General features: G+C 71.5%; 25 protein-coding genes and 1 pseudogene. 10 read left to right on the top strand and 16 right to left on the bottom strand.

Translation table 11 applies throughout. From position 1 onward, the window contains the following. Window positions 1-40 precede the first annotated feature (40 nt). The 9 genes and pseudogenes from QBE02_RS09500 to QBE02_RS09460 all read right to left on the bottom strand — a co-directional run. Window positions 41-340, bottom strand: a pseudogene (locus tag QBE02_RS09500) (carboxymuconolactone decarboxylase family protein); the annotation flags it as partial. Window positions 341-505: 165 nt separating this feature from the next. Next, window positions 506-790 carry a WXG100 family type VII secretion target gene (locus QBE02_RS09495; protein WP_279365504.1) on the bottom strand — a complete coding sequence of 95 codons (285 nt, stop codon included), beginning with the start codon at window positions 788-790 and terminating at the stop codon, window positions 506-508. Continuing rightward, window positions 787-1047, bottom strand: a complete 261-nt coding sequence (locus QBE02_RS09490; protein WP_279365503.1) for a hypothetical protein — start codon at window positions 1045-1047, stop codon at window positions 787-789. The genes QBE02_RS09495 and QBE02_RS09490 overlap by 4 nt, the downstream gene beginning before the upstream one ends. Window positions 1048-1274: 227 nt before the next feature. Beyond that, on the bottom strand, window positions 1275-2543 hold the full coding sequence (locus QBE02_RS09485; RefSeq protein ID WP_279365502.1) for a putative T7SS-secreted protein: 1269 nt from the start codon (window positions 2541-2543) through the stop codon (window positions 1275-1277). Further along, on the bottom strand, window positions 2540-2821 hold the full coding sequence (locus QBE02_RS09480; protein ID WP_279365501.1) for a type VII secretion target: 282 nt from the start codon (window positions 2819-2821) through the stop codon (window positions 2540-2542). Before QBE02_RS09480 ends, QBE02_RS09485 begins: the two co-directional genes overlap by 4 nt. 158 nt (window positions 2822-2979) lie before the next feature. Beyond that, on the bottom strand, window positions 2980-4164 hold the full coding sequence (gene hpxO, locus QBE02_RS09475; RefSeq protein WP_279365500.1) for an FAD-dependent urate hydroxylase HpxO: 1185 nt from the start codon (window positions 4162-4164) through the stop codon (window positions 2980-2982). Between the two features lie 8 nt (window positions 4165-4172). Next, window positions 4173-4493: a hydroxyisourate hydrolase gene (uraH, locus tag QBE02_RS09470; RefSeq protein ID WP_279365499.1), complete on the bottom strand. Its 321-nt coding sequence runs from the start codon at window positions 4491-4493 to the stop codon at window positions 4173-4175. Next, a complete protein-coding gene (gene uraD / locus QBE02_RS09465; RefSeq protein ID WP_279365498.1) occupies window positions 4490-5017 on the bottom strand; it encodes a 2-oxo-4-hydroxy-4-carboxy-5-ureidoimidazoline decarboxylase in 528 nt (175 codons plus the stop codon). Before uraD ends, uraH begins: the two co-directional genes overlap by 4 nt. Before the next feature lie 409 nt (window positions 5018-5426). Then, window positions 5427-6038, bottom strand: coding sequence for a helix-turn-helix domain-containing protein (locus QBE02_RS09460; RefSeq protein WP_056225550.1), 612 nt, complete (start codon window positions 6036-6038; stop codon window positions 5427-5429). 159 nt (window positions 6039-6197) lie between these two features. Between QBE02_RS09460 and QBE02_RS09455 the strand changes: the two genes are divergently transcribed. The 8 genes from QBE02_RS09455 to QBE02_RS09420 all read left to right on the top strand — a co-directional run bounded on the left by QBE02_RS09455 (window position 6198) and on the right by QBE02_RS09420 (window position 16010). After that, window positions 6198-7853 carry an NCS1 family nucleobase:cation symporter-1 gene (locus tag QBE02_RS09455; protein ID WP_279365497.1) on the top strand — a complete coding sequence of 552 codons (1656 nt, stop codon included), beginning with the start codon at window positions 6198-6200 and terminating at the stop codon, window positions 7851-7853. Beyond that, window positions 7850-8620 (top strand): aspartate/glutamate racemase family protein, encoded by a 771-nt coding sequence (locus tag QBE02_RS09450; protein ID WP_279365496.1) that lies wholly within the window; start codon window positions 7850-7852, stop codon window positions 8618-8620. Before QBE02_RS09455 ends, QBE02_RS09450 begins: the two co-directional genes overlap by 4 nt. Window positions 8621-8670: 50 nt before the next feature. Next, window positions 8671-10005 carry an allantoinase AllB gene (gene allB / locus QBE02_RS09445; RefSeq protein WP_279365495.1) on the top strand — a complete coding sequence of 445 codons (1335 nt, stop codon included), beginning with the start codon at window positions 8671-8673 and terminating at the stop codon, window positions 10003-10005. A 2-nt stretch (window positions 10006-10007) separates the two neighbouring features. Next, window positions 10008-11234 (top strand): acetamidase/formamidase family protein, encoded by a 1227-nt coding sequence (locus tag QBE02_RS09440; RefSeq protein WP_279365494.1) that lies wholly within the window; start codon window positions 10008-10010, stop codon window positions 11232-11234. Then, window positions 11231-11428 carry a hypothetical protein gene (locus QBE02_RS09435; RefSeq protein ID WP_279365493.1) on the top strand — a complete coding sequence of 66 codons (198 nt, stop codon included), beginning with the start codon at window positions 11231-11233 and terminating at the stop codon, window positions 11426-11428. The genes QBE02_RS09440 and QBE02_RS09435 overlap by 4 nt, the downstream gene beginning before the upstream one ends. Next, a complete protein-coding gene (locus QBE02_RS09430; RefSeq protein ID WP_279365492.1) occupies window positions 11425-13101 on the top strand; it encodes an AtzH-like domain-containing protein in 1677 nt (558 codons plus the stop codon). Before QBE02_RS09435 ends, QBE02_RS09430 begins: the two co-directional genes overlap by 4 nt. Window positions 13102-13426: 325 nt before the next feature. Then, entirely contained in the window at window positions 13427-14659 is a 1233-nt protein-coding gene (locus tag QBE02_RS09425; protein WP_279365491.1) for a pyridoxal-phosphate-dependent aminotransferase family protein, read from the top strand. Between the two features lie 67 nt (window positions 14660-14726). Further along, complete coding sequence (locus QBE02_RS09420; RefSeq protein WP_279365490.1) at window positions 14727-16010, top strand: allantoate amidohydrolase; 1284 nt, start codon at window positions 14727-14729, stop codon at window positions 16008-16010. A gap of 225 nt (window positions 16011-16235) precedes the next feature. On the opposite strand, the gene QBE02_RS09415 is transcribed toward QBE02_RS09420, so the two are convergent. Genes QBE02_RS09415 through QBE02_RS09400 form a run of 4 tightly spaced genes read right to left on the bottom strand, consistent with a single transcriptional unit; the run spans window position 16236 to window position 20930 of the window. Next, a complete protein-coding gene (locus tag QBE02_RS09415; RefSeq protein ID WP_279365489.1) occupies window positions 16236-16592 on the bottom strand; it encodes a DUF6188 family protein in 357 nt (118 codons plus the stop codon). A 10-nt stretch (window positions 16593-16602) separates the two neighbouring features. Beyond that, entirely contained in the window at window positions 16603-19482 is a 2880-nt protein-coding gene (locus QBE02_RS09410) for a molybdopterin-dependent oxidoreductase (protein WP_279365488.1), read from the bottom strand. Next, window positions 19479-20312: an FAD binding domain-containing protein gene (locus tag QBE02_RS09405; RefSeq protein WP_279365487.1), complete on the bottom strand. Its 834-nt coding sequence runs from the start codon at window positions 20310-20312 to the stop codon at window positions 19479-19481. The genes QBE02_RS09410 and QBE02_RS09405 overlap by 4 nt, the downstream gene beginning before the upstream one ends. Window positions 20313-20315: 3 nt before the next feature. Further along, window positions 20316-20930, bottom strand: a complete 615-nt coding sequence (locus tag QBE02_RS09400) for a pyridoxine/pyridoxamine 5'-phosphate oxidase (RefSeq protein ID WP_279365486.1) — start codon at window positions 20928-20930, stop codon at window positions 20316-20318. A gap of 109 nt (window positions 20931-21039) precedes the next feature. Here QBE02_RS09400 and QBE02_RS09395 point away from each other — a divergent pair, with 109 nt between their 5' ends. After that, on the top strand, window positions 21040-22062 hold the full coding sequence (locus QBE02_RS09395; RefSeq protein ID WP_279365485.1) for a methylenetetrahydrofolate reductase C-terminal domain-containing protein: 1023 nt from the start codon (window positions 21040-21042) through the stop codon (window positions 22060-22062). Between the two features lie 145 nt (window positions 22063-22207). On the opposite strand, the gene QBE02_RS09390 is transcribed toward QBE02_RS09395, so the two are convergent. After that, window positions 22208-22915, bottom strand: coding sequence for an SDR family NAD(P)-dependent oxidoreductase (locus QBE02_RS09390; RefSeq protein WP_279365484.1), 708 nt, complete (start codon window positions 22913-22915; stop codon window positions 22208-22210). Window positions 22916-23191: 276 nt separating this feature from the next. On the opposite strand from QBE02_RS09390, the gene QBE02_RS09385 reads away from it, so the two are divergent. Further along, the gene (locus QBE02_RS09385) at window positions 23192-24142 is read left to right on the top strand and encodes an alpha/beta hydrolase (protein ID WP_279365483.1); all 951 of its coding nucleotides are present in this window, start codon (window positions 23192-23194) and stop codon (window positions 24140-24142) included. Window positions 24143-24205: 63 nt separating this feature from the next. Here QBE02_RS09385 and QBE02_RS09380 read toward each other — a convergent pair whose 3' ends face one another. Both QBE02_RS09380 and QBE02_RS09375 read right to left on the bottom strand, forming a co-directional pair. Continuing rightward, the gene (locus QBE02_RS09380; protein ID WP_103206993.1) at window positions 24206-25540 is read right to left on the bottom strand and encodes an MFS transporter; all 1335 of its coding nucleotides are present in this window, start codon (window positions 25538-25540) and stop codon (window positions 24206-24208) included. A gap of 321 nt (window positions 25541-25861) precedes the next feature. Next, window positions 25862-26539 carry a GntR family transcriptional regulator gene (locus QBE02_RS09375; protein WP_058623079.1) on the bottom strand — a complete coding sequence of 226 codons (678 nt, stop codon included), beginning with the start codon at window positions 26537-26539 and terminating at the stop codon, window positions 25862-25864. Between the last annotated feature and the right edge of the window lie 26 nt (window positions 26540-26565).

Here is a 26565-nt window from a genome sequence, read left to right as displayed (position 1 = left end):
GCGGGCGGGCGTCGTCGGCGAGCTTGAACGCGAGGCGTCCGTGCGCGTAGCCGCCGCCCGCGCGGATGGCGGTCGCGACCCAGGCCGCCTCGGCGAGCTCGGCCTCGGTGGCGCCGGCCTTGACGGCGTTCTGCGAGTGGCCGTCGATGCAGTAGACGCACTGCGTCGTGATGCCCACGGCCAGGGCGATCAGCTCGCGGTACTTCAGCGGGATCGCGCGACCCTCGGGCGCGAACACGGCCTGGTCGAACGCGGCGAATGCGGCGAGGATGTCAGGCGTCTCGGCCTTGTAGACCTTGGTGTAGGTCTTATCGGCGGTGCGGTCGAAGTATTCGGACATGGTGCCTCCCGGCGGCGTGAGCGGTACGGATGCGTCGCCTCCACGGTGCCACGCGGGGTCGCCGGGGAAGGCGGGGGCGCGTCACACGGTGACATACCGTCGCGCTCAGGGTGGCGGTTTCGCCGAGGTGACGGACGGGGAGGGCAGCCCGCACGGTCGTCATGCTCATCCCCAGAGGCGAGTAACCAAGGCTTCCGCGGTCTCAAACGCCGAGCGCGCCGCGTCCATACCCGACGCGGCATCGTCTAGGTTCGCATTCATGCGCTCGAGCGCTTGCGACCATTGTCGATGGGCGGTGTCGTACGCCGTCCTCGCGTCCCCGGTCCACTCGTCTCTTCCCGCCGCGACAATTGCGTCGAGATTCTCGAGGTGACGTCCGATGGACTCGGTCGCGTCGCGAAGCACCTCGACGAGTTGGGCATGGCGGTCGCCATCGAATCGGATGGTCATGGCTGTGGTTTCGGCCAGGTGAGGTCGTACCAGCGCAGCTCGTAGCCGGACGGGATCTCACCGGTCTCGTAGTAGTGGAAGAAGATGTCGGTCGCTTCGTCGAGTGCGAAGACCTCGTCGGGGTACACGGTGGCCTTGCGTGTGCCGTCGAAGAAGGGGATGTCGACGGAGGGCTCTCCGGAGTGGTCGCCGCCGTGGCCAACGATGTAGTGCCGGTCTTGGCCGTCTTCGTCGATTTTGTGCCATTCGATCGTCATAGCGTCGGAGGTTCCCGCGCACTGCAGGTAGACGGGACTGCCGCCCTGCTTATGCAAATACGTGAGAAAGTCATTCCCGTCAGGGATTGGGGCTAAGAGGAGTGTCGATCGCCCCCCGGGTTTCATCAAGCTCAGCAACCGCTCGAGCATCGCTCTCGGAGGCCTGACGTCCGCGACGAATTCGCCCGAGCGTTGACCATCCACTGTGTAGTAAAAGCCCATCGTATTCACTCCACTTTCTGCACGCGCACGTTTGTGATTGAGACTCGTTCGCCATTCAACGTCACGCTCGCCGGGTTCTCCGGGGAGATTGCCTCGTCAAATGCTTTCTGATTCCCCTCGTTTCGCGGATATTTATCCAACGCGCTGCCGCTCTTGACTTCGACGGCCGTATAGCTGCCGTCAGCGTTCTTGTAGTAGCCGTCAAAGTATCGCTGCTGGGGAGACCCCTCGAGAGAACTGCGAGCCTTCAACCTGACAATTTTCTCGCCAAGCTCGTTCTCGATCTCGTCCAGCCCCTGCTTCTCCTTATCCACCCACGGCTTATTGCCTTGCCCGGGCGCGAAGTGCCCGTAATCGTCGCGCCCATCGCCACGGTCGACCCCACGCTGCTTCTCCATCAGCATGACACCGGCGCTGCCGGTTGCCTCACCGGCCAGCTTCGAGGCGCCCGCGGCCGCCAACGCGCCGCCGGTCCCCGCGACGGCGACGCCACCGACGACCGCAGCCCCGCCCGGAACGCTTCCCACCCCGGTCGCGGCCAGCCCTCCACCACCGAGAGCCGCCGCGCCGCCGCTGATCAACATCGCCCCGCCCCCCAGGAGCGCCAGGAGTGCGTCTGGGTTCCGCAAGATGGCGTTACCGACCGAGGCGGTACCGTTCACCAGATTCGCCAGAGTGTCCCAGTGGATCTGGCCTTGAACGACGAGCGCTCCCAGGAAGAGCGCGCCGGCCCCTTCCCAGGTGAGTGCTTCCGGCGGCGTGATGGCGGTCAGCGCGTGCGCCGCGGTCTCGCCCGCGTCTCGAACCTCCGACCGGGCGTAGGCGAGCAGACTCTGCGCGTCATTTCGGGTCGCTGCGCCTGCGTCTGTATAGAAGGGCACGATGCCTGTCGCGCCCGCCTGGCGTTCCGCCTGCCGGTAGCTCTCGATTCCCTCGGCCGTTTGCGCTTGCGCGGCCTGCCACATGGCGATGGCATCGCCCGCCTTCTGCTGTGCCCACCCGAGTACGGTTGCGTATTCATCCAGCGCGTCGGCTGCCGTGTTCAATGACTCCGCGAGTTGTTGCCATTGACTGCTGACGTCGGGGAGGCGGGCTGCAAAGCCCTCCGCGGCAGCCCCTTCCCAGCCTTCCGGCGCGGGGAGTTCCGTAAGCTGGGCGGCTATCTCGCCAGCAGTACGAGCGCGCTCACGCCACTGCCACACGAACTCATCGAGACCGCTCACCGATCCGGGGATGAGGTCGACGGGGTCGGACGTCTGCCCGAGTTCACTCACTTCGGGACCGCCCCGCCGGGCACGACGACATCTCGATCCGTCCTTTCGTAGAGATCGGCGCTCTGTCGGAGCCGCTCGACGAGATGAGCGAGATCTTCGACCGCGCTTTTCCACGAATCCGCCGTGTCCACCGCAAGACTCGAGACCGACCGTGCCACGTCGGCGTGGCCCACGTTTGCCGGACACGTCTCCGTGAACGCGCCAGCGGAGTCGCGCACGACCTCGAGGCGTGCGGCGGTCGTCCGCAGCGACTCGGGATCGACGGAGAGTTTCGACACGAGAGCCCCCTCTCGCCGATGAGGGTAGCGCCGTCAGCGGGCGTGCTTCGACTCTTCGTTCCGAAATTCACCCGGGTGAAATGCACCCCCTCCCCTCCCGCCCGGGGCAGCCTCATCCCAGGCCCGCCATCGGAACGGCAGCGCGGCCCCGGCGGCCGTCAGCGCAGCACGCTCGCGCCCAGCTCGACCGGGCTGCCCTCGATGTTGCCGACGATGCCGCGGATCACGCCCGTCCCGTCCTCGCGGCGCAGGCCGTCGTACCAGGCCTGGGTCGCGGCGACGTCGAAGGCGTGCGTCTCGTGCGCGCGCTTGCGGGCGCGCAGCACCAGGTCGCCCGCCCGCTCGGTGCGGATGCGCTCGTAGCGCTTCAGCGAGTCCTCGACGCCGAGGGTCGAGGTCGCGAACACGATGCCGAGCGCGAAGCTGTCCTCGAGCGCGGAGCACGCGCCCTGCCCGATGTCGGGGGCGGTGTTGTGCGCCGCATCTCCCAGGATCGCCACGCGCCCCCGCACCCAGGTGTCGAAGGGGTCGATGTCCCAGATCTCGACGCGGTTCAGCGACTCGTCGGGGTCGATGCCGTCGAGCAGCGCACGCACCCCGGGAGCGCCCCACGACCCGAACGCGTGCTCGAGAGCCGCCATGCGGTCCTCGACCACCCCCGATGGTCCGGGCACGTCGACGAAGAAGTAGAAACGGTTGCCCGCGACGGGCATGACGGCGCAGCGCTTGCCGTCGCCGACGTAGGTGGTCCACTGATCGAGCGGTCCGATCCGCTCGTCGGCAGCCACCAGGCCGTTGTAGTTGACGTATCCCGAGTAGGAGCGTTCGGGACGGATGCCGGTGGGCTCGGTGACGTAATCCCGCACGAGCGACCGGGCGCCGTCGGCTCCGATCAGCAGGTCGGCGGTGTTGACGGACCCGTCGGCGAAGGTGGCGGTGACCACCCCGTCGGTCTCGGACACCGAGGTCAGCGGCATCCCGAGCCTGAGGTTCTCGGTGCCCACGGCATCCATCATGAGCTCCTGCAGGTCGGCGCGCGCCACGGGGTAGGGACGCTGGCCGGTCTGCTCGGTGACGGGGCCGAGGCTGAAGCGGCAGAGCTCGTCGCCGGTGTGGCCGTCGTAGTAGGCCATGTCGTCCATGCGCCCGCCGAGGGCGGCGACCTGCGGCCCCAGGCCGAGCCAGTTGAGCACCTTCACGCCGTTCGACCACAGCGACAGGGCTGCACCGACCGGACGGTTCTCGCGCATGCGGTCGTACACGACGACCTCGTGCCCGAGCTTCTGCAGGGCGAGGGCGGCGGAGGTGCCGCCGACTCCCGCGCCGATGACGATGACCTTCATGTCGCTCCTCAGCTGCCGCGGTAGGTCGAATAGGCGAAGGGGCTCAGCAGCAGCGGCACGTGCAGGTGCGCCTCGCCCGAGACGGTGAAGGCGATCATCGCGATCGGGTGGAACGACGCGATGCCGCGCGAGCGGAAGTAGGCGCCCGTCGCGAACGTCAGGGCGTAGTCGCCGTCGGCGAGGACGTCGGGGCCGAGCGAGAGCCGCCCGTCGGCATCGGTGGTGGAGGAGTCGATGGTCGCGCCGTCGAGGTGCGACAGCGTCACGGCGACCCCGGTCGCGGGCGCGCCGGCCGTGGCATCCAGGACGTGGGTGGTGAGGTGCGTCATTCCGCGGCCTCCGGTTCGGCGGGAGAGTCGTCGGCGAAGGTCGTACGCAGGCGCAGCAGCGCGATCTCGGCGAGCTGGCGGGTGGCCTCGATGGTCTCGCTGTCGGGGTCGTTCGACAGGCGCCGTTCGAGCTCGGCGCGCATCTCGCCGGGTGTGCGGCCCGCCGCGCGGATGAGGAAGACGCGGCCGAACCGCTCCTCGTAGGCGGCGTTGCCGGCCGCGATGGCCGCCACGTCGTCGTCCGCGGCGGAGGCCATCGATCCCTGCTCACGACGGGATGCCGCAGCCTCGGCGCCGTCTCCCGCCACCTTCGCCCCGATGCGCGGGTGCGCGTGCAGGGCGGCCTCGAGGTCGTCCGGCGACCAGGCCGAGGCGAGGTCTCCCGCGTACGCGGCGAGGGCGTCGACGTCGGCGTAGGGCCGGCCGGCGACGACCGCGTCGACCCAGCCGGGGACGTCGGCCCACACGCGGGCGACCGCCCCAGAATCCGCCGTCGAGGCCGCGTTGAAGTCGTACAGGTGCATGCCGGTCAGGCTAAGCGCACCGCGTTACGGGGCTGTGGCGGGATGTGTCGGCGGTGTTGCTGTGGGGAACATTCGGCGGCGCCGGTTTCGGCGCCGGGCTCGACTGCCGACGGGATCTGCGACACAACGCAGGAGAACCCCGCGCCTGTGGGGCGGCGCGGACGGGGTGACGGGGGCGACGCCGAGCGGAGCCGCTTTTGTCCTGCGCGGTGTCTGGGCCGCTTCGGCCACGCGCGGGAGGGCCGAGCTGGGCCGGGCGCGCAGCGGGGTGTCCCGCCACCACTTCCGCCACCGGCGGAGGACACAACGCAGGAGACATCCCGGCGCTGGCGCCGGAAAAGGCGCGAGCAAGCCGATTGCGCACAGAGCTCCTGCGTCGTGTCCGCCGATCGCGCGGAACCGCTGCGCGTCAGGCGTGCACGATCAGCCAGTGCGCGACGGCATCCGCCTCGCCCGTGTTGTGCAGGCGGTGGGGCACCGAGCAGGGGTAGCTGATCGCGTCGCCCGCCCGCAGGATCACCCGCTCGGCCTCGAAGTCGATCGTGAGCTCGCCCGCGACGACCGTGCCGACCTCGTAGCCCTCGTGGTGGAACAGCCCGTCGGCGCCGTGGGCCGAGGCCCCGGGCGGGTAGATCGACTCGAAGTAGTCGACGCCGGGAGAGGTACCGGGGGTGAGCCGGCGGAACGACACCCCGCTGTCGAGCACGATGTCGGGCGATTGCCCGGCGCGCTGCAGCGTGAAGCCCGAGGGCCCGACGGGTTCGATCGGACGGTCGGATGCCGGGTCGAAGGCCGCCACGAGCGGGACGCCCAGGGCGTCGGTGATGGCGATCAGGCGCGAGACGCTCGGCTGCATCACTCCGCGCTCGATCTGCGACACGGCGCTGGGGGAGATGCCGAGCGATTTCGCGAGCGCCCGGGCGGAGATGCCGCGCGCCTGGCGTAGGTCGCGAATCCGAGCCCCGACCCCGACCGACCCCGGCTCGACGGCGGTGGCTTCGGCGACGGGCGGCTGCGACATGTCCCGAGTCTAGGGAGGCGGAAAGCGTGAAGGAGCGACTTCACACGCTCGTTACACGAGCGAAACCAGCGACGTTGTGTGAACCCATAACTTCACATCAGAGCTCCACTCCGGCCGCGGACTCCACGTCGTGGCATCCATCGTCCTGAGAGGAATGACATGACTTCCACCCCGCTCACCGGTCCCCACGATCTCGTGGAGGCCGCCGGCCACCCGCACGGGGGCGGCAACATGAAGCCGCACTACGACGACCGTCTCGCCAACGAAGACCTGGCTCCCCTGCGGAAGCAGAAGTGGTCGAGCTACAACATCTTCGCGTTCTGGATGAGCGACGTGCACTCCGTCGGCGGCTACGTCACGGCCGGATCGCTCTTCGCTCTGGGCCTGCAGTCGTGGCAGGTGCTCGTGGCGCTGATCGCCGGCATCGTCATCGTGCAGGTCTTCGCCAACATGGTCGCCAAGCCGAGCCAGAAGACGGGCGTACCCTTCCCTGTCATCAACCGCGTGGTCTTCGGCATCCGAGGCGCGAACATCCCCGCGATCATCCGCGGGCTCATCGCGATCGCCTGGTACGGGGTGCAGACCTTCCTCGCGGCCGAGTCGCTGAACATCGTGTTCCTGAAGTTCATCCCGGGTTCCGCAGCTCTCCTCGACGTGTCGTTCGCCGGGCTATCGGCGCTGGGCTGGATCTCGTACGCCATCCTGTGGACCGCGCAGTTCCTGCTCTTCTGGAACGGCATGGAGGTCATCCGCCGCTTCATCGACTGGGCCGGCCCCGCCGTCTACCTCGTCATGATCGTGCTCGCCGTGTACCTCGTGTCTCAGGCCGGTATCCAGAACATCTCGTTCACCCTGTCGACGGTGCAGCTCGACTTCTGGGCCTCGATCCCGGTGATGTTCGCCGCGATCGCCCTGGTCGTGTCGTACTTCTCGGGACCGATGCTGAACTTCGGCGACTTCGCCCGCTACGGCAAGAGCTTCGCCGCGGTCAAGAAGGGCAACCTCTGGGGCCTGCCGATCAACTTCGTCTTCTTCTCGCTGCTGACCGTCATCACCGCCTCGGCCACGGTCCCCGTGTTCGGATCCCTCATCACCGACCCGATCAAGACGGTCGAGCAGATCGACACGCCCTTCGCGATCCTGTTGGGCGGGCTCACCTTCGTCACGGCCACCGTCGGCATCAACATCGTCGCCAACTTCATCTCGCCGGCGTTCGACTTCTCCAATGTCGCCCCGAAGAAGATCTCGTGGCGCGCGGGCGGCATGATCGCCGCCGTCGGCTCCACCTTCCTCATGCCCTGGAACTGGTACTCCAACAGCGACGCCATCCACTACTCGCTGGGCGTGCTGGGTGCGCTGATCGGCCCGCTCTTCGGCATCCTGATCGCCGGCTACTACATCGCGGCCCGCCAGCGCGTGAAGGTCGACGCGATGTTCACGATGGATGCCGCCGGGCCCTACTGGTACCGCAACGGTTTCAACCCGAACGCGGTCAAGGCCGTCATCGCCGCGGGGGTTCCGACGGTACTGATCGCGGTGTTCCCGAAGCTCTTCGCCGACCTGGGGCTGTTCAACGTCTCGTGGGTCAGCGACTACAGCTGGTTCATCGGGTGCGGTCTGGGTTACGTGCTCTTCCTGCTCTTCGAGCGTCTCGATCCCCGCGTTCCGACCTTCGACGGTGAGACCGAGGGCATCTCCGACGGCACGGTCGACGCGGTCGCCGAGGCCCCGGTCGTCGAAGAGGTTCCCGTGCTCGCCCAGAAGGTTCGGGATGCCGAGACCCCGGCCGCACCCCCGCGCGAGGCGCTCGCGTGAGGATCCTGCTCATCAACCCCAACACCTCCCGGGCGATGACCGCGAAGATCGCGGACGCCGCCCGGGGGGTGGCGGGGCCCGACGTCGTCATCGACGCCGTATGCCCTTCTGCCGGTGCTGCCGCGATCGAGAGCCACGTCGACGAGATCGCGGCCGCCGCGGCCGTGGTCGAGCTGATCGCCGCCGATCGTGACGGCTCCGACCCGGCGGACGCCTACGTGATCGCGTGCTTCGGCGACCCGGGGCTCGATGCGGCCCGCGAGCTGGTGGACGCCCCGGTGGTGGGCATCGCCGAGGCGGCGATGCACCTGGCGGCGGTGTCGGGGCGGTGCTTCGGGGTCGTCACGACGCTCAGCCGCACGCTCGGGCGGGCGCACGACCTCGTCGCGCGGTACGGCATGGAGCGGGCCTGCGTGTCGCTCGCGGCGACCGGCATTCCGGTGCTCGACCTCGAGGACACGGCATCCGCCGCCGTCACCACCATCGCCGAACTCAGTGCGGAAGCTGCGGCCTCCGGCGCGGACGTCATCGTGCTCGGCTGCGCGGGCATGGCCGACCTGTGCGCGGAGCTCACGGCACGCGTCGGGGTGCCGGTCGTCGACGGGGTCGCGGCTGCGGTGGGCATGGCATCCGGAATGGTGCGCATGGGCCTGGGCACGAGCAAACGCGACGAGTACGCGCGGCCGCCGCGGGACTTCGCGGGCGCGGCCGCCGGTCACGCCCTCCACCGCGACGACGTAACTCGCGGCGCCGAGGTGTTCGCATGAATGTTGATGACGGTTACATTCGCGAAACGCGAGCGTCCTACCGTGACGCCATGACCACCCGGATCGCCGCCCGCCGCGTCTTCATCGGCGGGGCCTTCGCTCCCGCCACGGTCGTCATCGAGGAGGGGGTGATCGCCGCGCTCGAGCCGTTCGACGCCTTGGCCGACACGGTGCTCCCCGCCGACGCGGTGCTGCTTCCGGGCCTCGTGGATTCGCACGTGCACCTCGACGAGCCCGGGCGCACCGAGTGGGAGGGCTTCGCCACGGGCACGGCCGCGGCGGCCGCGGGGGGCGTGACGACCGTCGTCGACATGCCCCTGAACAGCCTCCCGGTCACGACGAGCGTCGAGGCTCTGGACGCCAAACGCCGGGCCTCCGTGGGAAAGCTCGCCGTCGACGTCGCCTACTGGGGCGGCGCGGTGCCCGAGAACCTCGGCTCGCTGCGAGAGCTCGCCGACGCGGGGGTCGTGGGGTTCAAGTGCTTCCTGTCGCCGAGCGGGATCGACGAGTTCGGCCACCTCGACGCCGAGCAGCTGGAGCGATGCCTCTCCGAGCTCGCGGCGTTCGACGGACTGCTCATTGTCCATGCCGAAGATCCGGCCCATCTGCACACCGACGGTGCGCTCGGCCCGCGCTACCGCGACTTCGAGGCCAGCCGTCCGCCGCTGAGCGAGCGCGCCGCGATCGAACGGGTCATCGACACGGCTCGCCGCACGGGCGCTCGGGCGCACATCGTCCACGTGTCCGACGGGGGAGCGCTCGACGCGGTGCGCGCAGCCAAGGCCGAGGGCGTCCGCCTCACGGTCGAGACGTGCCCGCACTACCTGACGCTCGACGCCTCGGCGGTGCCGGATGGCGCAGGGGCGTTCAAGTGCTGCCCCCCGATCCGCGGGGGAGACAACCGTGATCTGTTGTGGGCCGGGATCGTCGACGGCACGATCGATGCGATCGTCAGCGACCACTCGCCCGCGACCGTCGAGTTGAAGGGCAACCCCGACTTCGGTCTCGCGTGGGGCGGAATCGCGGGGCTGCAGACCGGTCTCTCGGCGATCCACTCCACGGCCCGAGGGAGGGGCCTCGCGTTCGAGTCGCTGCTGCCCCTGATGACGACCGGCCCCGCTCGCGTCGCGGGTCTCGAGGGGCTCGGTGTGGTCGAGGTGGGGGCTCCCGCGCACCTGGTGGCCTTCGCCCCCGACGAGCAGTTCACGGTGGATGCGGCGGCGCTCGAGTACCGCAATCCCGTATCCCCGTGGCACGGGCAGACGCTCACCGGCGTCGTCCGTGAGACGTGGCTCCGCGGAGAATCCGTCTACCGACGCGGAGCCCCGGTCACCGAGCGCGAGGGTCGAGAGCTGCTGCGCGCGACAGCGGTGGTGGAGGCGTGAGCGTGGTCGAGCCCGTCGAGGTTCCTGAGCCCATCGAAGGGGCCGACACCCGCCCGTTCCCGATCCTGCAGCCCCACGCCGGGCCGATCCCCGGGGATCGCTACGTCGCCGCGACCCTCGACACCGTCCTGTGGGGGCGCCTCCCGTGCGCGGCCGACACCCCCGTGCTCGAGATCTCCTCGGGCGAGAGCGTCACCTTCGATACCGTGAGTCACGAGGGCATCCTCGACGACCAGGGCAAGGATCCGCGCGCGTTCTTCGCGGGCCACGGCGTGCCCGCCGAGCAGGTGCTCGACGACGCGGTCGAAATCGCGGCATCCGCCCCCCGAGACCCCTTCGCCGACGGCCCCCACGTGGTCGTCGGACCCGTGCACGTGCGCGGAGCGCACCCCGGCGACCTGCTCAAGATCACGGTCGAGACCCTCGTGCCGCGCGTGCCATACGGCGTGATCTCGAACCGCCACGGCAAGGGCGCCCTGGTCGGCGAACTGCCGCGGGGCGAGCACAACGTCAGCGTGTTCTCGGCCGTCGTCGAGCGCGACGGCATCCTGCACGGCTCTCTGCCCGTGGTCGAGGGCGGTGATCCCGTGGTGTCGTTCCCGCTCGCGCCGTTCCTGGGCACGATGGGCGTCGCGGTCGCGGGGGAGGAGCGCCCGCACTCGGTGCCGCCGGGGGTGCACGGCGGCAACATCGACATCAACCTGCTCGTCGAGGGGACGACGCTCTTCCTCCCCGTGCAGGTCGAGGGCGCTCTGGCTTACGTCGGCGACCCGCACTTCGCACAGGGCGACGGCGAGGTGGCGCTCACCGCTCTCGAGGCCTCGCTGCGAGCGACCCTGCGCTTCGAGGTGATCCCCGCGGATGCCGCACGCGCGGCGTTCGGCGAGGTCACCGGGCCGCTCCTGCGCACGCCCGACTACCTCGTCCCGACCGGCATGGACCCCGACCTCGACGCCGCGATGCGCGCGTGCGTGCGCTCGTCGCTGGAGCTGCTGAACGGGCGCTGGGGCATGGACGAGCACCTCGCTTACGCCTATCTATCCGCCGCGACGGACTTCGACATCTCGCAGGTCGTCGACATCGTCTCGGGGGTGCACGCGCGCATCCGCGAGGCCGACTTCGCGGGGGTCGCAGCCATGGAGCCCGTGCCGCTGGCATCCGGAGTCGACGCCGTCGAGGCGCCCGAGCCCGTCAACACGGCGTCCCACGATGAAGGAGACGCCTCATGAGCCCCATCCTCGCCGCCGCACTGGCCCGTAACGAGGCGGCCGATGCCCTGCCCTTCGACGCCGACTTCGCGTCGGGCTTCGCCGCAGACGCGGCCGCCCCTCCCCGTCGAGTGTCCAGAACGCCCGGACGATTGTTCGGATCGTTCGGGTGGTTCGGGCACTCAGCGCGGCGCGGAGAGGGGCGGAGATCATGACGGATACCACCACGTCGGCGAACGAGACGGACACGCCCGTGCCCGCGACGCCCGAGCCCGCCGTGACCGTGCCCGCGACGCCCGAGCCCGCCTCGCCCACCGGCGCCCCGGCGATCCCCGCCGACCTGCGCGCGGCCTTCGACGCGTACGAGCGGGCGATCGTGGCGAACGACCTCGACGTGCTCGACGACTTCTTCGCTCCCGGGCCCGAGACGCTGCGCGGCGACACCGCGGGACTGCTCGTCGGGCACGACGCGATCAGCGGGTTCCGGGCCCTGCGCGGGGGAGTGCCCCCGCGCGAGATCGCCGAGATCCATTACCGCCCGCTCAGTCCCGACAGCGCCCTGCTCATGTCGGTGTCGCAGTTCGTCGGCGGAGGCCGGGGCCTCCAGACCCAGGTGTGGCAGCGCTTCGACGGCCGGTGGCTCATCACCGCCGCGCACGTCACGCCCCGCACTCCGGCGCTCGATCGCACGATCTGGCGCAGCGTCGGCGACCCCTTCCTCCAGGGATCGTGGGAGGGACCGCTGGCAGGGCTCACCGTCGCCGTGAAGGACCTCTTCGCGATCGCCGGGTTCCGCGTCGGCGCGGGCAATCCGACCTACCTCGAAGAGGCGCGGCCCGAGAAGGCCACGGCCCCGGCCGTCGCCGACCTGCTGCGAGCGGGAGCGTCGCTGCGCGGCATCGCGCGGACCGACGAGTTCGCCTATTCGATCGCCGGCGACAACGTGCACTACGGCACCCCGCCCAACGGCGCGGTGGTGGGTGCCCTCCCCGGCGGATCATCCAGCGGACCCGCCTCCGCCGTCGCCCTCGGCCACGCCGACATCGGCCTCGCCACCGACACCGCCGGTTCCATCCGCGTGCCTGCGTCGTACCAAGGACTCTGGGGCCTGCGCACGACCCACGACCTCGTACCGCGGCAGGGCATGCTGCCGCTCGCGCAGTCGTTCGACACGATCGGCTGGCTCACGCGCGACGGCGAGACCCTGCAGCGCGTGGCTGACTGGTGCCTCAGCTACGACGGCTCGAGCTCGACCGAGAACGTCTACGGAGCCTCGGGCGACGACCTGCCCTGGCGGTTCGTCGTGCCCGAAGAGGTGCTCGACTGCGTGGAATCTGCGACCCGTGAGGCGTTCAGCCGACTGCTCGCCGCGCTCGCGGCATCCGACGATCCTCCCTCGTTCCGCGCGGTGCACACGGGCGATCTGGATGCCACGTTCTCGGCCTTCCGCACCGTGCAGGGCGCCGAGGCGTGGCGCAACGACGGCGAGTGGCTGCGCGCGCACCCCGGCGCCGTGGGGCCGGCCGTGGCCGAGCGCTTCCGCATCGCGTCGCAGATCACCGCGAGCGACGAGGCCGCCGCGCGCGCCGAGCTCGAGCCGATCGCCGCCCATCTCGCCGAGGTCGTCGACGGGGCCGCGATGGTGTTCCCGACCGTGCCCGGACCCGCGCCACTGCGCACTGCCCACGTCGACGCGGTTCGCGCCGCGACTCTGCGTATGACCGCGCCGGCCGCCGCGGCAGGGCTCCCCGCCGTGACGATCCCGCTGCTGCGCGTCGGCGGCGCCCCGGTCGGCGTCTGCCTCGTCTCGCGCGCCGGCACCGACATCGCCCTCGTCCGCCTGGCTCGGCGGTTCGCCGCGCTCGCCCGGGCGGGGGTCGCCCGGTGAGCCGCGTCGTCCCGCCGTCGGGCCGTGCGAAACTCCTGACTTTCTCCCCCGCGACGGCGACGGCCCTCCCCGTGTCGGCGGCCGCCGCCGGTTCTTCAGGAGTTCGGCCCGCAGCAGGCCGTGGGTGGCCCCGCGGCCGGCGCCGCCCATCCGCGCCCCTCGGCAACCCGTCCCGAGCGAAACTCCTGAAACCTCGGCGCCGTCGCGCCGCGACACCGGTGCCGGGGGCTGTCGCCGCCGGTCTTTCAGGAGTTCGGCCCACTCCGCCGCCCGCACCGTGTCCTCCAGCCCGCCCGAAGTCCCGCCACCGCACCACGGAGTCCTGATGTCCCACCTCCCCGGCCCGATCGACCCGCCCGCGCGCCTGCTGATGGGCCCCGGCCCCATCTCGGCCTACCCGAGCGTGCTGCGCGCGATGGGGGCGCCGCTGGTCGGCCAGTACGACCCGTTCATGACGGCGACAATGACCGAGACGCAAGAGCTGTACCGGCAGGTCTGGGGCACGTCCAACGACGCCACGCTGCTGATCGACGGTACGAGCCGCGCCGGCATCGAGGCGGCGATGGTCTCGCTGATCCGCCCGGGCGATCGGGTGCTCGTGCCGGTGTTCGGCCGCTTCGGGCACCTGCTGGCCGAGATCGCCGAGCGCGCGCTCGCCGAGGTGCACACGATCGAGGTGCCGTGGGGGCAGGTGTTCCCGGTGTCGACGATCCGCGAGGCGATCGAGCGGGTGAAGCCGCACCTCGTCGCGTGCGTGCAGGGTGACACCTCGACCACGATGCTCCAGCCGCTGGAGGAGATCGGCGAGATCTGCCGCGCCCACGGCGCCCTGTTCTACACCGACGCCACCGCCTCGCTCGGCGGCAACCCCTTCGAGATGGACGCCTGGGGTCTGGATGCCGCGACCGCCGGCCTGCAGAAATGCCTCGGCGGGCCGTCGGGATCCGCGCCGCTGAGCCTCTCGGACCGCGCCGTCGAGGTGGTGCGTTCGCGCGCCCGCGTCGAGGCCGGGATCCGCGAAGAGGGCGACGCCTCGGCATCCGACTTCATCCGCTCGAACTACTTCGACCTCGCGATGATTCTCGACTACTGGGGGCCTCGCCGCCTCAACCACCACACCGAGGCGACGACCATGCTCTACGGCGCGCGCGAGTGCGCCCGAGTGCTGCTGCTCGAGGGTCGCGACGAGGTCATCGCGCGTCACCGGCTGCACGGCGACGCGATGCTCGCGGGGGTCGAGGGCCTCGGCCTGACCGTGTTCGGCGATGTCGCGCACAAGATGACCAACGTTGTGGCGGTGGAGATTCCGGATGCCGTCGTGGGCGACGCCGTGCGCAGCGAGCTGCTGAGCGACTTCGGCATCGAGATCGGCACGTCGTTCGGACCGCTGCACGGCCGCGTGTGGCGCATCGGCACGATGGGCTACAACGCGCGGAAAGACGCGGTGGTCACCACCCTCGCCGCCCTCGAGGCGGTGCTGCGCCGCCACGGTGCCGCGGTCGCGTCCGGCGGCGGGGTCGAGGCCGCGCAGGGCGTGTACGCGGGGGCGAGGGCGTGAGGGCGACCGGCACCGGGCTCGGCGCGCGCGATCCCGCGGCGGGTTGCGGCGGCCGCGGGGCCCGCGCGTGACGGCATCCACCCGCCTCCAGGCCGCCCCCGAGCGCATCGCCTCGGCGGCGCGCCGCGTCATGGGACGCTGCGAGGAGCTCGCGCGCGTCACCTCGACGCCAGGCTCGATCACCCGCGTCTACCTCTCGCCCGAGCACGCGCGGGTGAACCGCCTGGCGGCCGAATGGATGCGCGAGCTCGGCATGACCACCCGGCAGGACGCCGCGGGCAATCAGGTCGGCCGCCTCGTTCCGGCCGGGATGCCCGATGCTCCCGCCCTGCTGCTCGGCTCGCATCTCGACACGGTGCCCGACGCGGGACGCTTCGACGGCATCGTCGGGGTGCTCATGGCGCTCGAGGTCGTGCGGCTGCTGCGCCGCGTCGACGATGAGGGCACGGCGTCCAGCCCCTTTCCCTTCGCCCTCGAGGTCATCGCCTTCAGCGACGAAGAGGGCACACGGTTCGGCAAGGCCCTGCTGGGCTCGTCGGCCGTGGCCGGTCAGTGGGATCCCGAGTGGTGGGATCTGACGGATGCCGACGGGCTCACCCTGCGCGAGGCGTTCCGCGACTTCGGGCTCGACCCGGGCCGCGTGGGCGAGGCCGCGCGTCGCTCCGACGAGCTCGTGGCCTACCTCGAGGCGCACATCGAGCAAGGCCCCGAGCTGCACCGCAGCGGACAGGCTCTCGCCGCGGTGTCGTCGATCGCGTCGGCGCGGCGGTTCCAGCTCGTCGTCGAGGGCGAGGCGCGGCACGCGGGCGGCACGCCCTACGACATGCGGCGCGACGCCCTGCTCGGCGCGAGCGAGGCCGCGCTGTCGGTCGAGCGCATCTGCCGCGGCGAGCACCACATCGTCGGCACCGTCGGTCAGCTCGAGGCCTTCCCCGGCGCGGTCAACGTCGTGCCCGGCGAGGCGCACCTCTCGCTCGACCTGCGCGGAGAGTTCGACGCCACGCGCGACCACGTGTGGGACGAGATCTCGCGCGAACTCGACGCGATCATGGGGCGCCGGAGTCTGCGCTGGCACGCTCGCGAAGTGCACAGCGCGCCCGCCGTGTTCTGCGCTCCGCTGCTGCAGGACGTGGTGCGCGCGGGCATCGGCGGCGACGCCCCCACCCTCTTCAGTCGCGCCGGACACGACGCTATGGCGATCGGCGCGATCACCGACGTGGGCATGCTGTTCCTGCGCAACCCCGACGGCATCAGCCACCACCCCGCGGAGGCCGTCGCCGGGGCGGATGTAGCCGCGGGCATCCGCGCCCTGGCCGAGGCCGTGCTGCACCTGGGCGCCGAGCCGCGCTGAGGCGCGGGCGCGGAGTTGACGCTGACGCCGCCGCCCGGTGCGCGGCGTTTCGGGGCGCCGGTCGTGGCCCCGGGGCGCGGTGCGCGCGGGCGCGGTCGGTGGTGGGGCGTCGGACGTGGCCCCGGGGCGAGCTTCGTGACCCCGGGGCCACGAACGGTCAGGGACTGACGCACCGCCCGAACCGCGACCGTGACAGCGACGAACCGGCGCCGCCCGGGCCGCGCCTCACATGATCCAGATGCGCTCGCCGTGGTGCACGTCGAAGCACTCGTACGGGCCGAGGTCGTCGATCGCGCGGACGACCGTCCCGTTCTCGAACTCCAGCGCGAGGCTCGAGGGCGCGTCGACCCGCACCGCCGTCACGGTCAGCGAGAGCAGGTCGAGGAGCGGCGCGGCGAGGTCGCGGGCATCTTCGGCCGATTTCTCGTCGCCTCCCGCGACGGTCACGGCGAGCACCCCCTCGACGTCGAGACCCACGCCCTCGTCGAAGAACAGCGACACCTTGTAGCGGCCGAAGGTCACGGCATCCAGGCGCCGTCCCTCGAAGAAGCCGAACGTCTCGCCCGCGGTGATCCCGTACACGGCGGTCAGCCTACGCGGCACCCCCGCCGGCGAGCCTCCATACGCGGTCGCGCGAGAACGGCAGCTCGTACCCGCGGCGGCCGAGTGCGCGCGAGACGGCGTTGCCGATCGCGGCTCCGACCGGGTTGTACGGCGACTCGCTCATCGACTTGGCGCCGAAGGGTCCGAGGGTGTCGTCGGTCTCGGCGAAGTACACCTCGGTGTCGGGAACGTCGGCGAACTGTGGCACGCGGTACGTGCGGAACACCGGGTTCTGCACGACGCCGTCCTCGAGGTACACCTCTTCGTACAGCGCACCGCCGAGCGCCTGCGCGGCGCCGCCCTCGATCTGGCCGCGGCACTGGGCGGGGTTGATGACGACGCCCGCGTCGGCCGACTGGATCGACTGCAGCACCTTCACCGTCCCGGTCTCGGGGTCGACGGCCACGCGCACCGCGTGCACGTTGAACGCGAGTGAGCGGACCTCGCCGAACTCCGCCCCGTCGGCGGTGAGGCCGTCGGCGCCCCCGGCCTCGACGATGCGCGCCCACGCCACGGTCTCGCCCGCGAACGAGATTCCGGATGCCGTGACCTCGGCCTCCGCGGCATCCGCCCGCGACAGCTCGGCGGCGATGGCGATCATGCGGCGCTTCAGCGAGAGGCAGGCGCCGTACAGCGCCTTGCCGGCGACGACCGTCCCCGCGGAGGCGAACGCGCCGGTGTCGTGGCGCACCGCGTCGGTGTCGGCGGCCCACAGCTCGAGACGGTCGGGGGTGGCGTCGAGGACCGTCGCCGCGATCTGGCGGTGCACGGTCGCGGTGCCGTTGCCGAACTCGGCGGTGCCGACGCGCAGGAGGTACGTGCCGTCGGACCGAAGCGTCGCGCTGGTGTGGGCGATGTGTCCGCGCGGGGCCATGGTCGCGATCATCGCGGCGGCCATGCCCTCGCCCACGAGCCAGCCCGCCGGGGCCTCGGTGCCGTTGCCGCGCCGGAGCGCGTCCTGCGCGAGGTCGAGGCACTGGTCGAGGCCGTAGCTGCCCCAGATGAGGTCTTCCTCGTGCGACTCCTCGCCGTCGTCGGGGTGGAGCGAGTCGCCCTCGCGCACGGCGTTGATGCGGCGCAGGTCGAAGGGGTCGATGTCGAGCTCCTGCGCGAGGGCGTCCATCGCCGACTCGACGGCGAAGACCACCTGCCCGAGCCCGTATCCGCGGAACGCCCCAGAGGGCGGGTTGTTCGTATAGACCGCCTCGGCGTCGATCCACTTCGTGGGCACGCGGTACAGCGTCGTCGACTCGGCGCACGAGTGGAACAGCACGCCGATCGCGTGATTGCCGTAGGCGCCGGTGTCGCTCAACACGTCGAGCTTCATCGCGGTGAGGGTGCCGTCGGCATCCGCCCCCAGCGTCGTGCGGACGCGCATCGGGTGCCGCAGAGAAGCCCGGACGAACTGGTCGGTGCGTGAGAACTCGTAGGCGACGGGCCGGCCGAGGCGCAGCACCGCGAGCGCGGTGAGGTCTTCGGTGAAGAGCTCCTGCTTGCCGCCGAAGCCGCCGCCCACGCGGGCCGCGTACACCCGCACGCGATCTCGTTCGAGGTCGAACACGTGCGCGAGCTCGTTGCGCACGAGGAAGGGCACTTGCGTCGACGAGCGGATCACGAGGCGACCGCCCTCGTCGATCCAGCCGACGGCCCCGTGCGTCTCGAGCGCCGCGTGGGTCACGCGCGACGAACGCCACTCGCCCGTCACGGTGGTGTGGCTCGCGGCGAGGGCCGCGTCGATGTCGCCGCCGTGGCCGACGTGGAAGCCCGCCACGACGTTGCGGCCGGCGTCCATCACGCGCTCGTCGGGCGTGCGGTCGGGGTGCAGCAGCGGGGCTCCGGGCCGGCGTGCCTCTTCGGGGTCGAACACCGCGGGCAGCACGTCGTACTCGACCTGCACGGCACGACATCCGGCATCCGCCGCCTCGGCCGTCTCGGCGACGACCGCGGCGACCCGCTGACCGACGTGACGCACGACGTCATCCAGCATGCGCGTGTCGTCGGGGTCGTCGGTGCGGTGCTCGTGGCGGCCGGTCGAATAGCGCACGTCGGGCACGTCGTCGTGGGTGAACACGGCCACGACGCCCGGGACTGCCCGCGCGGCCGTCGTGTCGATCGAGACCACCCGGGCGTGGGCGTGCGGCGAGGTCACGACGCGCAGCACGAGCGGCGGGCCGCCGGGCACGGGCTCGTCGAAGGTGAACGGTTCGCGCCCCTGGACGATGCGGCGGGCCGCCTCGGGGATGACCGAGGTGCCGACGCGGCCGGTGACGGATGCCGCCGCCCCGGTCGGTGTGCACACCTCCTGCAGATCGGCAGGCGTGGGCGTCGAGGCAGCCGTGAGAGACGGATCTGCAGGAGGTGTGTCGTGCCCCGCGCAGGCACCGCCGCAGCCGGCGGAGGCCGCGGCCGGCGCTGCCGACCCGGTCTCACGCACGGGCCCCAGCACCGACGCCCGGATCGCCTCGCGGATCGGGCGGTACCCCGTGCACCGGCAGAGGTTGCCCTTCATGCGCCGGTCGAGGTCGCCGAGGTCGTCGGGGGTCAGGGTCGAGGCCGTCACGCTCATGCCGGGCGTGCAGAACCCGCACTGGAAGCCGAAGCCGGTCGCGAGGGCTTCCTGCACGGGGTGGAGGTCGTCGCCGGGAGCGAGACCCGCGGCGGTCGTGATCGCACGGCCCTCGAGCCGCATCGCGGGGATGAGGCACGAGTGCGTCGGCGTGCCGTCGAGCAGCACCGAGCACGCGCCGCAGTCGCCCGCGTCGCACCCCTTCTTCACCTCGGCGTGGCCCGCCTCGCGCAGCAGCGTGCGCGCACTCTGACCGGGGCGGGGGTCGGCCTCGACGGCGGTTCCGTTGACCTCGAACCTCACGCCGCGCCTTCCTGCAGTTCCCGGACGAAGCGCGTCCGCAGGCGCTCCGCGAGCACGACACTCACACCCCGACGCCAGTCGGCGCTTCCGAGCGGGTCGGTGTAGAAGTCGCTGGCGGCGGCCACGGCATCCCGCAGCTCTCCCGCCCCCGGCACGTGCGGAAAGCGCAGCACGCGGGGCCGACGCACCGCGGCCGTCACGACGAACACCGCGGTGCCGTCGGGATCGACCCGTGCCGTGACCACGGCGCCGGAACGGCCGAGTTCGGCCAGGGCGATCTTCTGCAGCCCGACCCGCGCCTCCAGGGCCCGCGCGGGAATGTCGAGGGCGCGCACGACCTCGCCCGGCGCCAGGGAGGTCGCGGCGTTGTCGACGACGAGCTCGGCGACTGCGATGCGCCGTTCGCCGCCATCGGGCGTCCACACGAGGGCCGTGGCATCCAGGGTCGACAGCAGGGCGATCATCGCGCCGGCCGCGAAGGCCTGGCAGACGTTGCCGCCGACGGTGGCGGTGTTCCAGATCTTGAACGACGCGAGCAGGGCGTCGGCCGAGGGGCGGGCGAGAGCGAGCGAGGTCCACGCGGACGGAGCCTCGGTCTCGACCCACGCGAGCAGGCGCGCGATCGTGCAGGTGGCGCCGATCCGCAGGCCCTCGTCGGTGATCTCGAGGTCGGGCCACCCGAGCGTGGTCAGGTCGACGAAGCCGGTTGTGCTGGGCTGCGGCTCGCTCATGATCCAGGTGCCGCCGGCGATGACGACCTCACCGGGCGCGAGCGCCAGGTCGGAGCGCGTCCGCGCGGCGCGGTACGAGGTGACGGTGGTGATGTCCACGACTCAGCCCGCCAGGACCCGGCCCGACCAGCGGCCGTCGGCGAGCGTGTAGTGCTGGCGCGTGCTCTGCCCGATCGGGTCGCCGCGCCAGAACGTCAGGGTGAGGGGGCGCAGGCGGAACCCCGCCCACCGCTCCGGCGGTTCCAGCTCGGGGTGGGCGTCGCCGAACTCCGCCCAGAGATGGTGCCGCGCCTCGACGGGCAGGTGGGCGTTCTCGTGCGTGTTGAGCCACGCGAGCATCTGCAGATACCGGGACCGCTGGCGGTACACCGCGGCGGCCTCCGCTGCGCCGACCCGCTCCACGATCCCGCGCACGACGAGCTGTCGACCGATCTCGGGCCACGCCACCGCCATCGCGGCGACCGGGTTCGCGGCGATCTCGGCAACCTTCGCGCTGGCCGAATCGGTGTGGAACGTGAGGCCCGCGGCATCCCTGTCGCTGATGAGCACGTGACGGAGCGAGGGGATGCCGTCCAGCCCGATGGTCGACAGGGCCGCGAGGGGCCGCAGTTCGCCGTCGTGGGGAGGGAGCCAGCGTTGCATCAGCGCGAGCGGGTCGTCGACGAGCACGTCGATGTCGGCGACGTCGGAACCGAACGTGGTGCCGGCCGTGATCATGGCCACCTCCGGGGGCTGCAGCGGGTAGGGCCGAGCGTAGGGACGGCGCGTTTCGGCGATGTTGCCGTCATGAACATTCGCTGAAACACGCGCTTTCTACACTCCGGTCATGACCCCGCTGCCGCTGATCGACGCCTGCCCCAAACGAATGGAGTACGGACCCTGCGGCGGGGTCGGCTTCGACGGGTCGTGCGAGATCGACGCGACGCACCGCTGCGCGTTCCTGCACCGACCGACCGTGCCGTGGAGGGGGATCGACCGTGCGGCGGTTCCGGCGCCGTTGCCGCGGACGACCGCGGCAGCGCAGACCCTCGCGGCCCTCGACACCCGGCCCTGGGTGGTGGCGGACCTGCCCGCGCGCGCCCTCAGCGTCTCGTCGATCGACACGTGCGCGGAGATCCTCGCCGGAGAAGTGGATGCCGTCCTCGCCGGCGACGCGGGAAGCTCGCGGGTGCAGTTCCCGCCGGCGTATCGCGCGCACCTGCTGCAGCGGCGGGGGCTGCGCGTGTGGACCGGCCTGAACATGCGCGACCGCAACCGTGTCGCGATCGAGGGGGAGCTCGCCGCTCTCGCTGTCGAGGGGGTGGCGGGCGTGCACTGCGTCACCGGTGACCACACGCGCACCGGTCACCGCCCCGACGCCGCGCCCGTCTTCGACCTGGACTCGACCGAGGCCACAGCCCTCGCCCGCGCCGCCGGGCACGTCGTCTCGGTCGCCGCCTCACCGGCGGCGCCGCCGGTCGACCGCCGCGCCGCGCGCCTGCGCGAGAAGGTGCGGGCCGGGGCCGACGTCTGCTTCGTGAACCACGCCGGGGGTGCGGAGCCCGTTCGGCGTTTCGTCGAGGACGTGGGAGGCGGCCTCCGGTTCATCCCGTGCGTCCCCGTCGTCGTCGACCACGCCTCGGCCGACCTGCTGGAGTCGTTCACCACGCTGGCGCTGCCCGAGGGGTTCCTCGAGCGCGTGCGCGGCGCCCGAGACCCACGGGCCGAGGGGATCGCCCTCGCCGTCGCTCTCGCCGAGGAGATGCTCGCGCTGCCCGGGGTCGTCGGCGTCAACCTCTCGGGCGGGCGCGACGGCGCCGAGGAGTCGTTCGCCGAGGCGATGGCGGAGGTGGCGCGGCGCCTGCGGTGACGGTCCGGCCGTGGGTCTCGGGCGGGCCGAACTCCTGAGATTCCGCCGCTCGGGTGCCTCGGCACGCCGAGTCTTGCGGCTCGAGCCGGCATCGCCGACGATTCTCAGGAGTTTCGCGCGCCCCGGGTGGATCACGGTGCGCGCCTCAGTGCATGATCATCCCGCCGGTGACGTTGATCGCCTGACCGGTCAGGTACCCGCCCGCGGGCGACGCGAGGAAGTGGGTCACCCCCGCCACGTCCTCCGGCGCGCCCAGTCGCCCGAGCGGCGACTTCGCGCTCCACGTGCGCACGTCGTCCTCGGATCGGGTGTCGGCGCCCATGTCGGTGAGCACGTACCCGGGGCACACGGCGTTGACGCGGACACCGTGGCATCCCCATTCCTGCGCCCCGGCGCGCGTGAGCGCGACGACAGCGGCCTTCGACGCGGCGTAGTGCCCCTCGCCGCCGCCTCCCTGTTTGGCGGCCATGCTGGCGATGTTGACGATCGAGCCCGCGCGCGCCTCGAGCATGACCGGGGCGACGGCCTGCATCGTCACGAGCGTCGCGCGCGCGTTGATGTCGAGCACGAGATCCCAGTCGTCGACCGAGATGTCGAGCAGCGAGACGTGCTGGAACACCCCCGCGCAATTCACGAGCACGTCGACGCCCCCGAGTGCCTCGATTGCCTCTCCGACCGCCCGACGCGTGTCGAGGGGGTCGCGCAGGTCGACGGAGAAGAAGAGGGATGCCGTATCCCCGGCGGGCGCACGACGATCGAGCACCGCGACCCGGGCGCCGTCCGAGACGAACCGCTGGACGATGGCGGCGCCGATGCCGCCGGACCCGCCCGTGACGATCACGCGCTGAGACATAAGGCTCCTTCCGCGGGGCGTCGGGTCGCCCTCAGCGGCACGGTACGCCCGTCGGTGACCGAGACGACGACGCCGCTGTTTCGGCGACGTAACGGGGCGGGCGGACGACGCCCGTGTTTCGGCGGCGTGAAAGATGGTCGTCCGCGCCGGGTCGGCGGCATCCCTCGCTCTACGCTCGACTCACCGCCGCCCACCGCCTTCCCGTCGAGTGTCCAGAACACGCCGCCACGGAAGAGCCCGCGCGGCGTGTTCTGGACACTCGACAGAAGGGCACCCGTGGCCGACGCCGTGCACCCCGCGATCACCGACCTCGCCGTGCGCGCTCATCTCGAGCGCCTCGCCGCCCGGGCGGGCTCGCTCCCCTCCGGAGCGACGGATGCCGAGGGCGACGACGCCGCGCGCCTCTCGGAGCTGCGGGCGAATCCGTCGTGGGTCCGCGTGCCCGACGACGACGGCCTCGAATCGATCGACCTCGAGGCCGAGGGCCTGGCCCTGCGCCTGTACCGCCCGCGCGCCGAACACCGCGGAACCCTGGTGTTCGCCCACGGCGGCGGATGGGTCGCCGGGAACCTCGACAACAACGACGCCCTGTGCCGCGCGCTCGCGGTCGCCACCGGCACGCAGGTGCTCAGCGTCGACTACCGCCTCGCGCCCGAGCATCCCTTCCCGGCCGGCCTCGACGACCTCGACCGCGCGCTGCGCTTCGCCGCGACGGGGGCGGACGGACTCATCGACCCCGCGCTCCTCGGCGTCGCCGGGCACAGCGCGGGCGGCAACCTCGCGGCCGCGCTCGCATTGCGTGCGCGGGACGGGCGGGCTCCCGGCATCCGGTGTCAGGTGCTGCTGTGCCCGGTGCTCGACGCGCCCGATCCGTCACGCCCCAGCTATCGCGCGCACACCGACGATCTGCCGCTGACCGCGCGCGGAATGGAGTGGTACTGGGGGCTCTACGTTCCGGATGCCGCGGGTGCGGTGCCCCTCGAGGCGGCGCCGCTGCGCGCCCCCGAGGTGGCGGGATCGGCCCCCGCCGTGATCGTCGCCGCGGCGGTGGACCCGCTGTCGGACGAGGCGGAGGAGTACGCGGAACGACTCGTGGCCTCCGACGTCCCGACGACGTTCCTGCGCCGCGAGGGCGTGCCGCACCTCTTCCTGGTGTTCCCCTCGACGCCCGCGCGCGACGAGGTGCTCGCGCAGATCGGGCCGGCCGTGCGGGCGGCGTTCGTGTGACCCCCGGAGACGCCGGATGCCACGAACCCGGCGGGGTCCGTGGCATCCGGCGTCTCGAAGGGGTCAGGCTCCGACGAGCTCGCGCTTGGCCTCCGCCTCGGCGACGTCGTCGGCCTCTCGGCGGCGGCGGCCGTTGGTCTCGGGAGTGAGGACGGCGGCGATGAGGCCGACCAGGCCGTAGAAGCTGAAGAGCACCGCCGGGCCCACCCACCCGAAGGCCTGGAAGAGGCTCACGGCCCAGAAGGCCGTGAAGCCCGACACGACCGCGGAGAGCTGATAGGCCAGCGAGGCACCCGAGGAACGCGTGCCGGTGTTGAACAGCTCGGGGAACCAGGACGCCTGCGTTCCGGCGAGGGAGTTCTGGCAGATCGCGAAGCTGAAGACGAACACCGCGACGATGAGCGGGAACACCCCGGTATTGGCGAGGAGGAACAGGGGGATGCCGGACAGCAGGATCATCGTCGTGCCGAAGACGTAGACGGGCTTGCGGCCGATGCGATCGGTGAGCCATCCCCAGAACAGTGTCGCGGGGAAGCCGACGAGTGCGGCGACGACGATCGCGAGGATGGTCTGCGACGGGTCGGCGAGCTGGTTGCTCTTGAGGTACGACGACATGTAGGTGATGGCGATCGCGTACCCGGCGGTCTCGGCGATGCGCATGCAGAAGGCGCGCAGCAGGTTCTGCCAGTCGGAGCGCAGGACGCTGAGGAGGGGGTTCTTCTCGATCTTGCCCTCCTCCTTGATCTCCTCGAATTCGGGCGACTCCTCCACCTTCAAGCGGATGTAGAGACCGGCGAACACCAGCAGGGCGGAGAGCAGGAAGGGCGTGCGCCACTTCCAGTCGTCGGGCAGTCCCGAGCTGGCGAAGAACGCCAGGTTGGCCAGCAGCAGCCCCAGCGGGAAGCCCGCCTGCGGCAGAGCGCCGAACGCACCCTTGCGTCGCCAGGGGGCGTGCTCGTACGTCATGAGGATCGCGCCGCCCCACTCGGCGCCGAACGCGAGGCCCTGGATGATGCGGGTCACCACGAGCAGGATGGGAGCGGCGACACCGACCGTGGCGTAGGTGGGCAGGATGCCGATCGCGAACGTCGCGAGGCCCATGATGAGAAGCGAGGCGATCAGCACCGGCTTGCGGCCGATCTTGTCGCCGAGGTAGCCGCCGATGATGCCGCCGATGGGGCGGGCGGCGAAGCCGACGCCGAGCGTCGCGAACGACAGCAGGGTGCCCGTAAGGGGATCGGCGTCGGGGAAGAACGCCGTTCCGAAGTACAGGGCTGCGGCGGTGCCGTAACCGATGAAGTCGTAGTTCTCGATGGTCGTGCCGACGGTGCTGCCGGCGGCAACGCGCCAGCGGTGGGGAGTGCCGAGCACCGGGGTCGACGTCGTGGCCTGTGCCATGGGTCTTCCTATCTTCTTCGATAGCCTCCGCGTGCTCCAGCGATGGAGACCGGCGGGCTGAACGCTCTGGGTTCGATTGTTAACAATGCAACAGTAGGACCCTGAGCGCAACACCTCAGCGGACATTTTTTTCCGGATGCCACTGGCCGCGGTCGCCGCGGGCGGGTTATCGTGCGCTCCGCTGGACGGCGTGCCGCAGAGACGCCCGAGGGCCCCCGCCCCGCCGGATGCCGCGCACCGCACTCCGCAGGACGGCGGGCCGACGAGGGGCAGGGGTGATCGCTTCGACGATCGCGCGATCGTCGGGTCAGCGTGAGAGGATCAGGCCTCGACGCGGTCGAGCAGGCGCTCGACAGCGGCATCCATGTGTCCGCGCAGGAATCGTCGCGCGGCGTCGGGGTCGCCCTCGACGAGGATGTCGACGAGGGGCATGTGCCGGTCGATCGACATGTTCGCCACCGCCACGTCGAGTCCGCCGCTGGTCAGCGCCGCGCGGGCGAGCCCGGCGACCCGCTGCCACGACTGCAGCAGCGTGGCGTTGCCGCTGAGCTCGCACAGGGTCTCGTGGAAGGCGAGGTCGGCGCGAACGCGCGCGGCGAACTCCTCGGCGGCGTTCAGCGTGTCGAGGCGTTCGCGCAGCACGGACGCCGCGTCGGAGCGGTCGTCGAACGCGCAGATCTCCTCGCACGCGAGCGACTCGAGCGCGTAGCGCACGTCGAAGATCTCGCGGATGTCGGCGGCCGACACCACCCGCACCGACAGGCGTCCGCGCGAGTCGGCGGCGAGCAGGCCCTCCTGCTGCAGATGGCGCAGGGCCTCACGCAGCGTGCCGCGCGACACCCCGAGCGAGTCGGCCAGCTCGATCTCGCCCAGGTGCGTGCCGGGGGCCAGCTCTCCCGACGACACCGCGTCGCGCAGGCGCGTGAGGATCTGCTCTCGCAGCGTGTTGCGACTCACACTGCCGAGACCGCGCAGAGCGCTCGAGGGGGAGGTCGGCATGGAGACCAACCTAGTCGCCGCTGCCG

The organism is Microbacterium testaceum (genome assembly GCF_029761935.1).
Taxonomy (GTDB): domain Bacteria; phylum Actinomycetota; class Actinomycetes; order Actinomycetales; family Microbacteriaceae; genus Microbacterium; species Microbacterium testaceum_A.
Note: the sequence above shows the minus strand (reverse complement) of the source record. Positions and strands in the feature narration are given on the sequence as shown.

Coding starts and splice junctions, on each gene's coding strand:
- QBE02_RS09495 (WP_279365504.1), bottom strand. CDS start 790: ATGACCATCCGATTCGATGGCGACCGCCATGCCCAACTCGTCGAGGTG.
- QBE02_RS09490 (WP_279365503.1), bottom strand. CDS start 1,047: ATGACGATCGAATGGCACAAAATCGACGAAGACGGCCAAGACCGGCAC.
- hpxO (WP_279365500.1), bottom strand. CDS start 4,164: ATGAAGGTCATCGTCATCGGCGCGGGAGTCGGCGGCACCTCCGCCGCC.
- uraH (WP_279365499.1), bottom strand. CDS start 4,493: ATGACGCACCTCACCACCCACGTCCTGGATGCCACGGCCGGCGCGCCC.
- uraD (WP_279365498.1), bottom strand. CDS start 5,017: ATGCACCTGTACGACTTCAACGCGGCCTCGACGGCGGATTCTGGGGCG.
- QBE02_RS09460 (WP_056225550.1), bottom strand. CDS start 6,038: ATGTCGCAGCCGCCCGTCGCCGAAGCCACCGCCGTCGAGCCGGGGTCG.
- QBE02_RS09455 (WP_279365497.1), top strand. CDS start 6,198: ATGACTTCCACCCCGCTCACCGGTCCCCACGATCTCGTGGAGGCCGCC.
- allB (WP_279365495.1), top strand. CDS start 8,671: ATGACCACCCGGATCGCCGCCCGCCGCGTCTTCATCGGCGGGGCCTTC.
- QBE02_RS09435 (WP_279365493.1), top strand. CDS start 11,231: ATGAGCCCCATCCTCGCCGCCGCACTGGCCCGTAACGAGGCGGCCGAT.
- QBE02_RS09430 (WP_279365492.1), top strand. CDS start 11,425: ATGACGGATACCACCACGTCGGCGAACGAGACGGACACGCCCGTGCCC.
- QBE02_RS09425 (WP_279365491.1), top strand. CDS start 13,427: ATGTCCCACCTCCCCGGCCCGATCGACCCGCCCGCGCGCCTGCTGATG.
- QBE02_RS09400 (WP_279365486.1), bottom strand. CDS start 20,930: ATGATCACGGCCGGCACCACGTTCGGTTCCGACGTCGCCGACATCGAC.
- QBE02_RS09395 (WP_279365485.1), top strand. CDS start 21,040: ATGACCCCGCTGCCGCTGATCGACGCCTGCCCCAAACGAATGGAGTAC.
- QBE02_RS09390 (WP_279365484.1), bottom strand. CDS start 22,915: ATGTCTCAGCGCGTGATCGTCACGGGCGGGTCCGGCGGCATCGGCGCC.
- QBE02_RS09380 (WP_103206993.1), bottom strand. CDS start 25,540: ATGGCACAGGCCACGACGTCGACCCCGGTGCTCGGCACTCCCCACCGC.
- QBE02_RS09375 (WP_058623079.1), bottom strand. CDS start 26,539: ATGCCGACCTCCCCCTCGAGCGCTCTGCGCGGTCTCGGCAGTGTGAGT.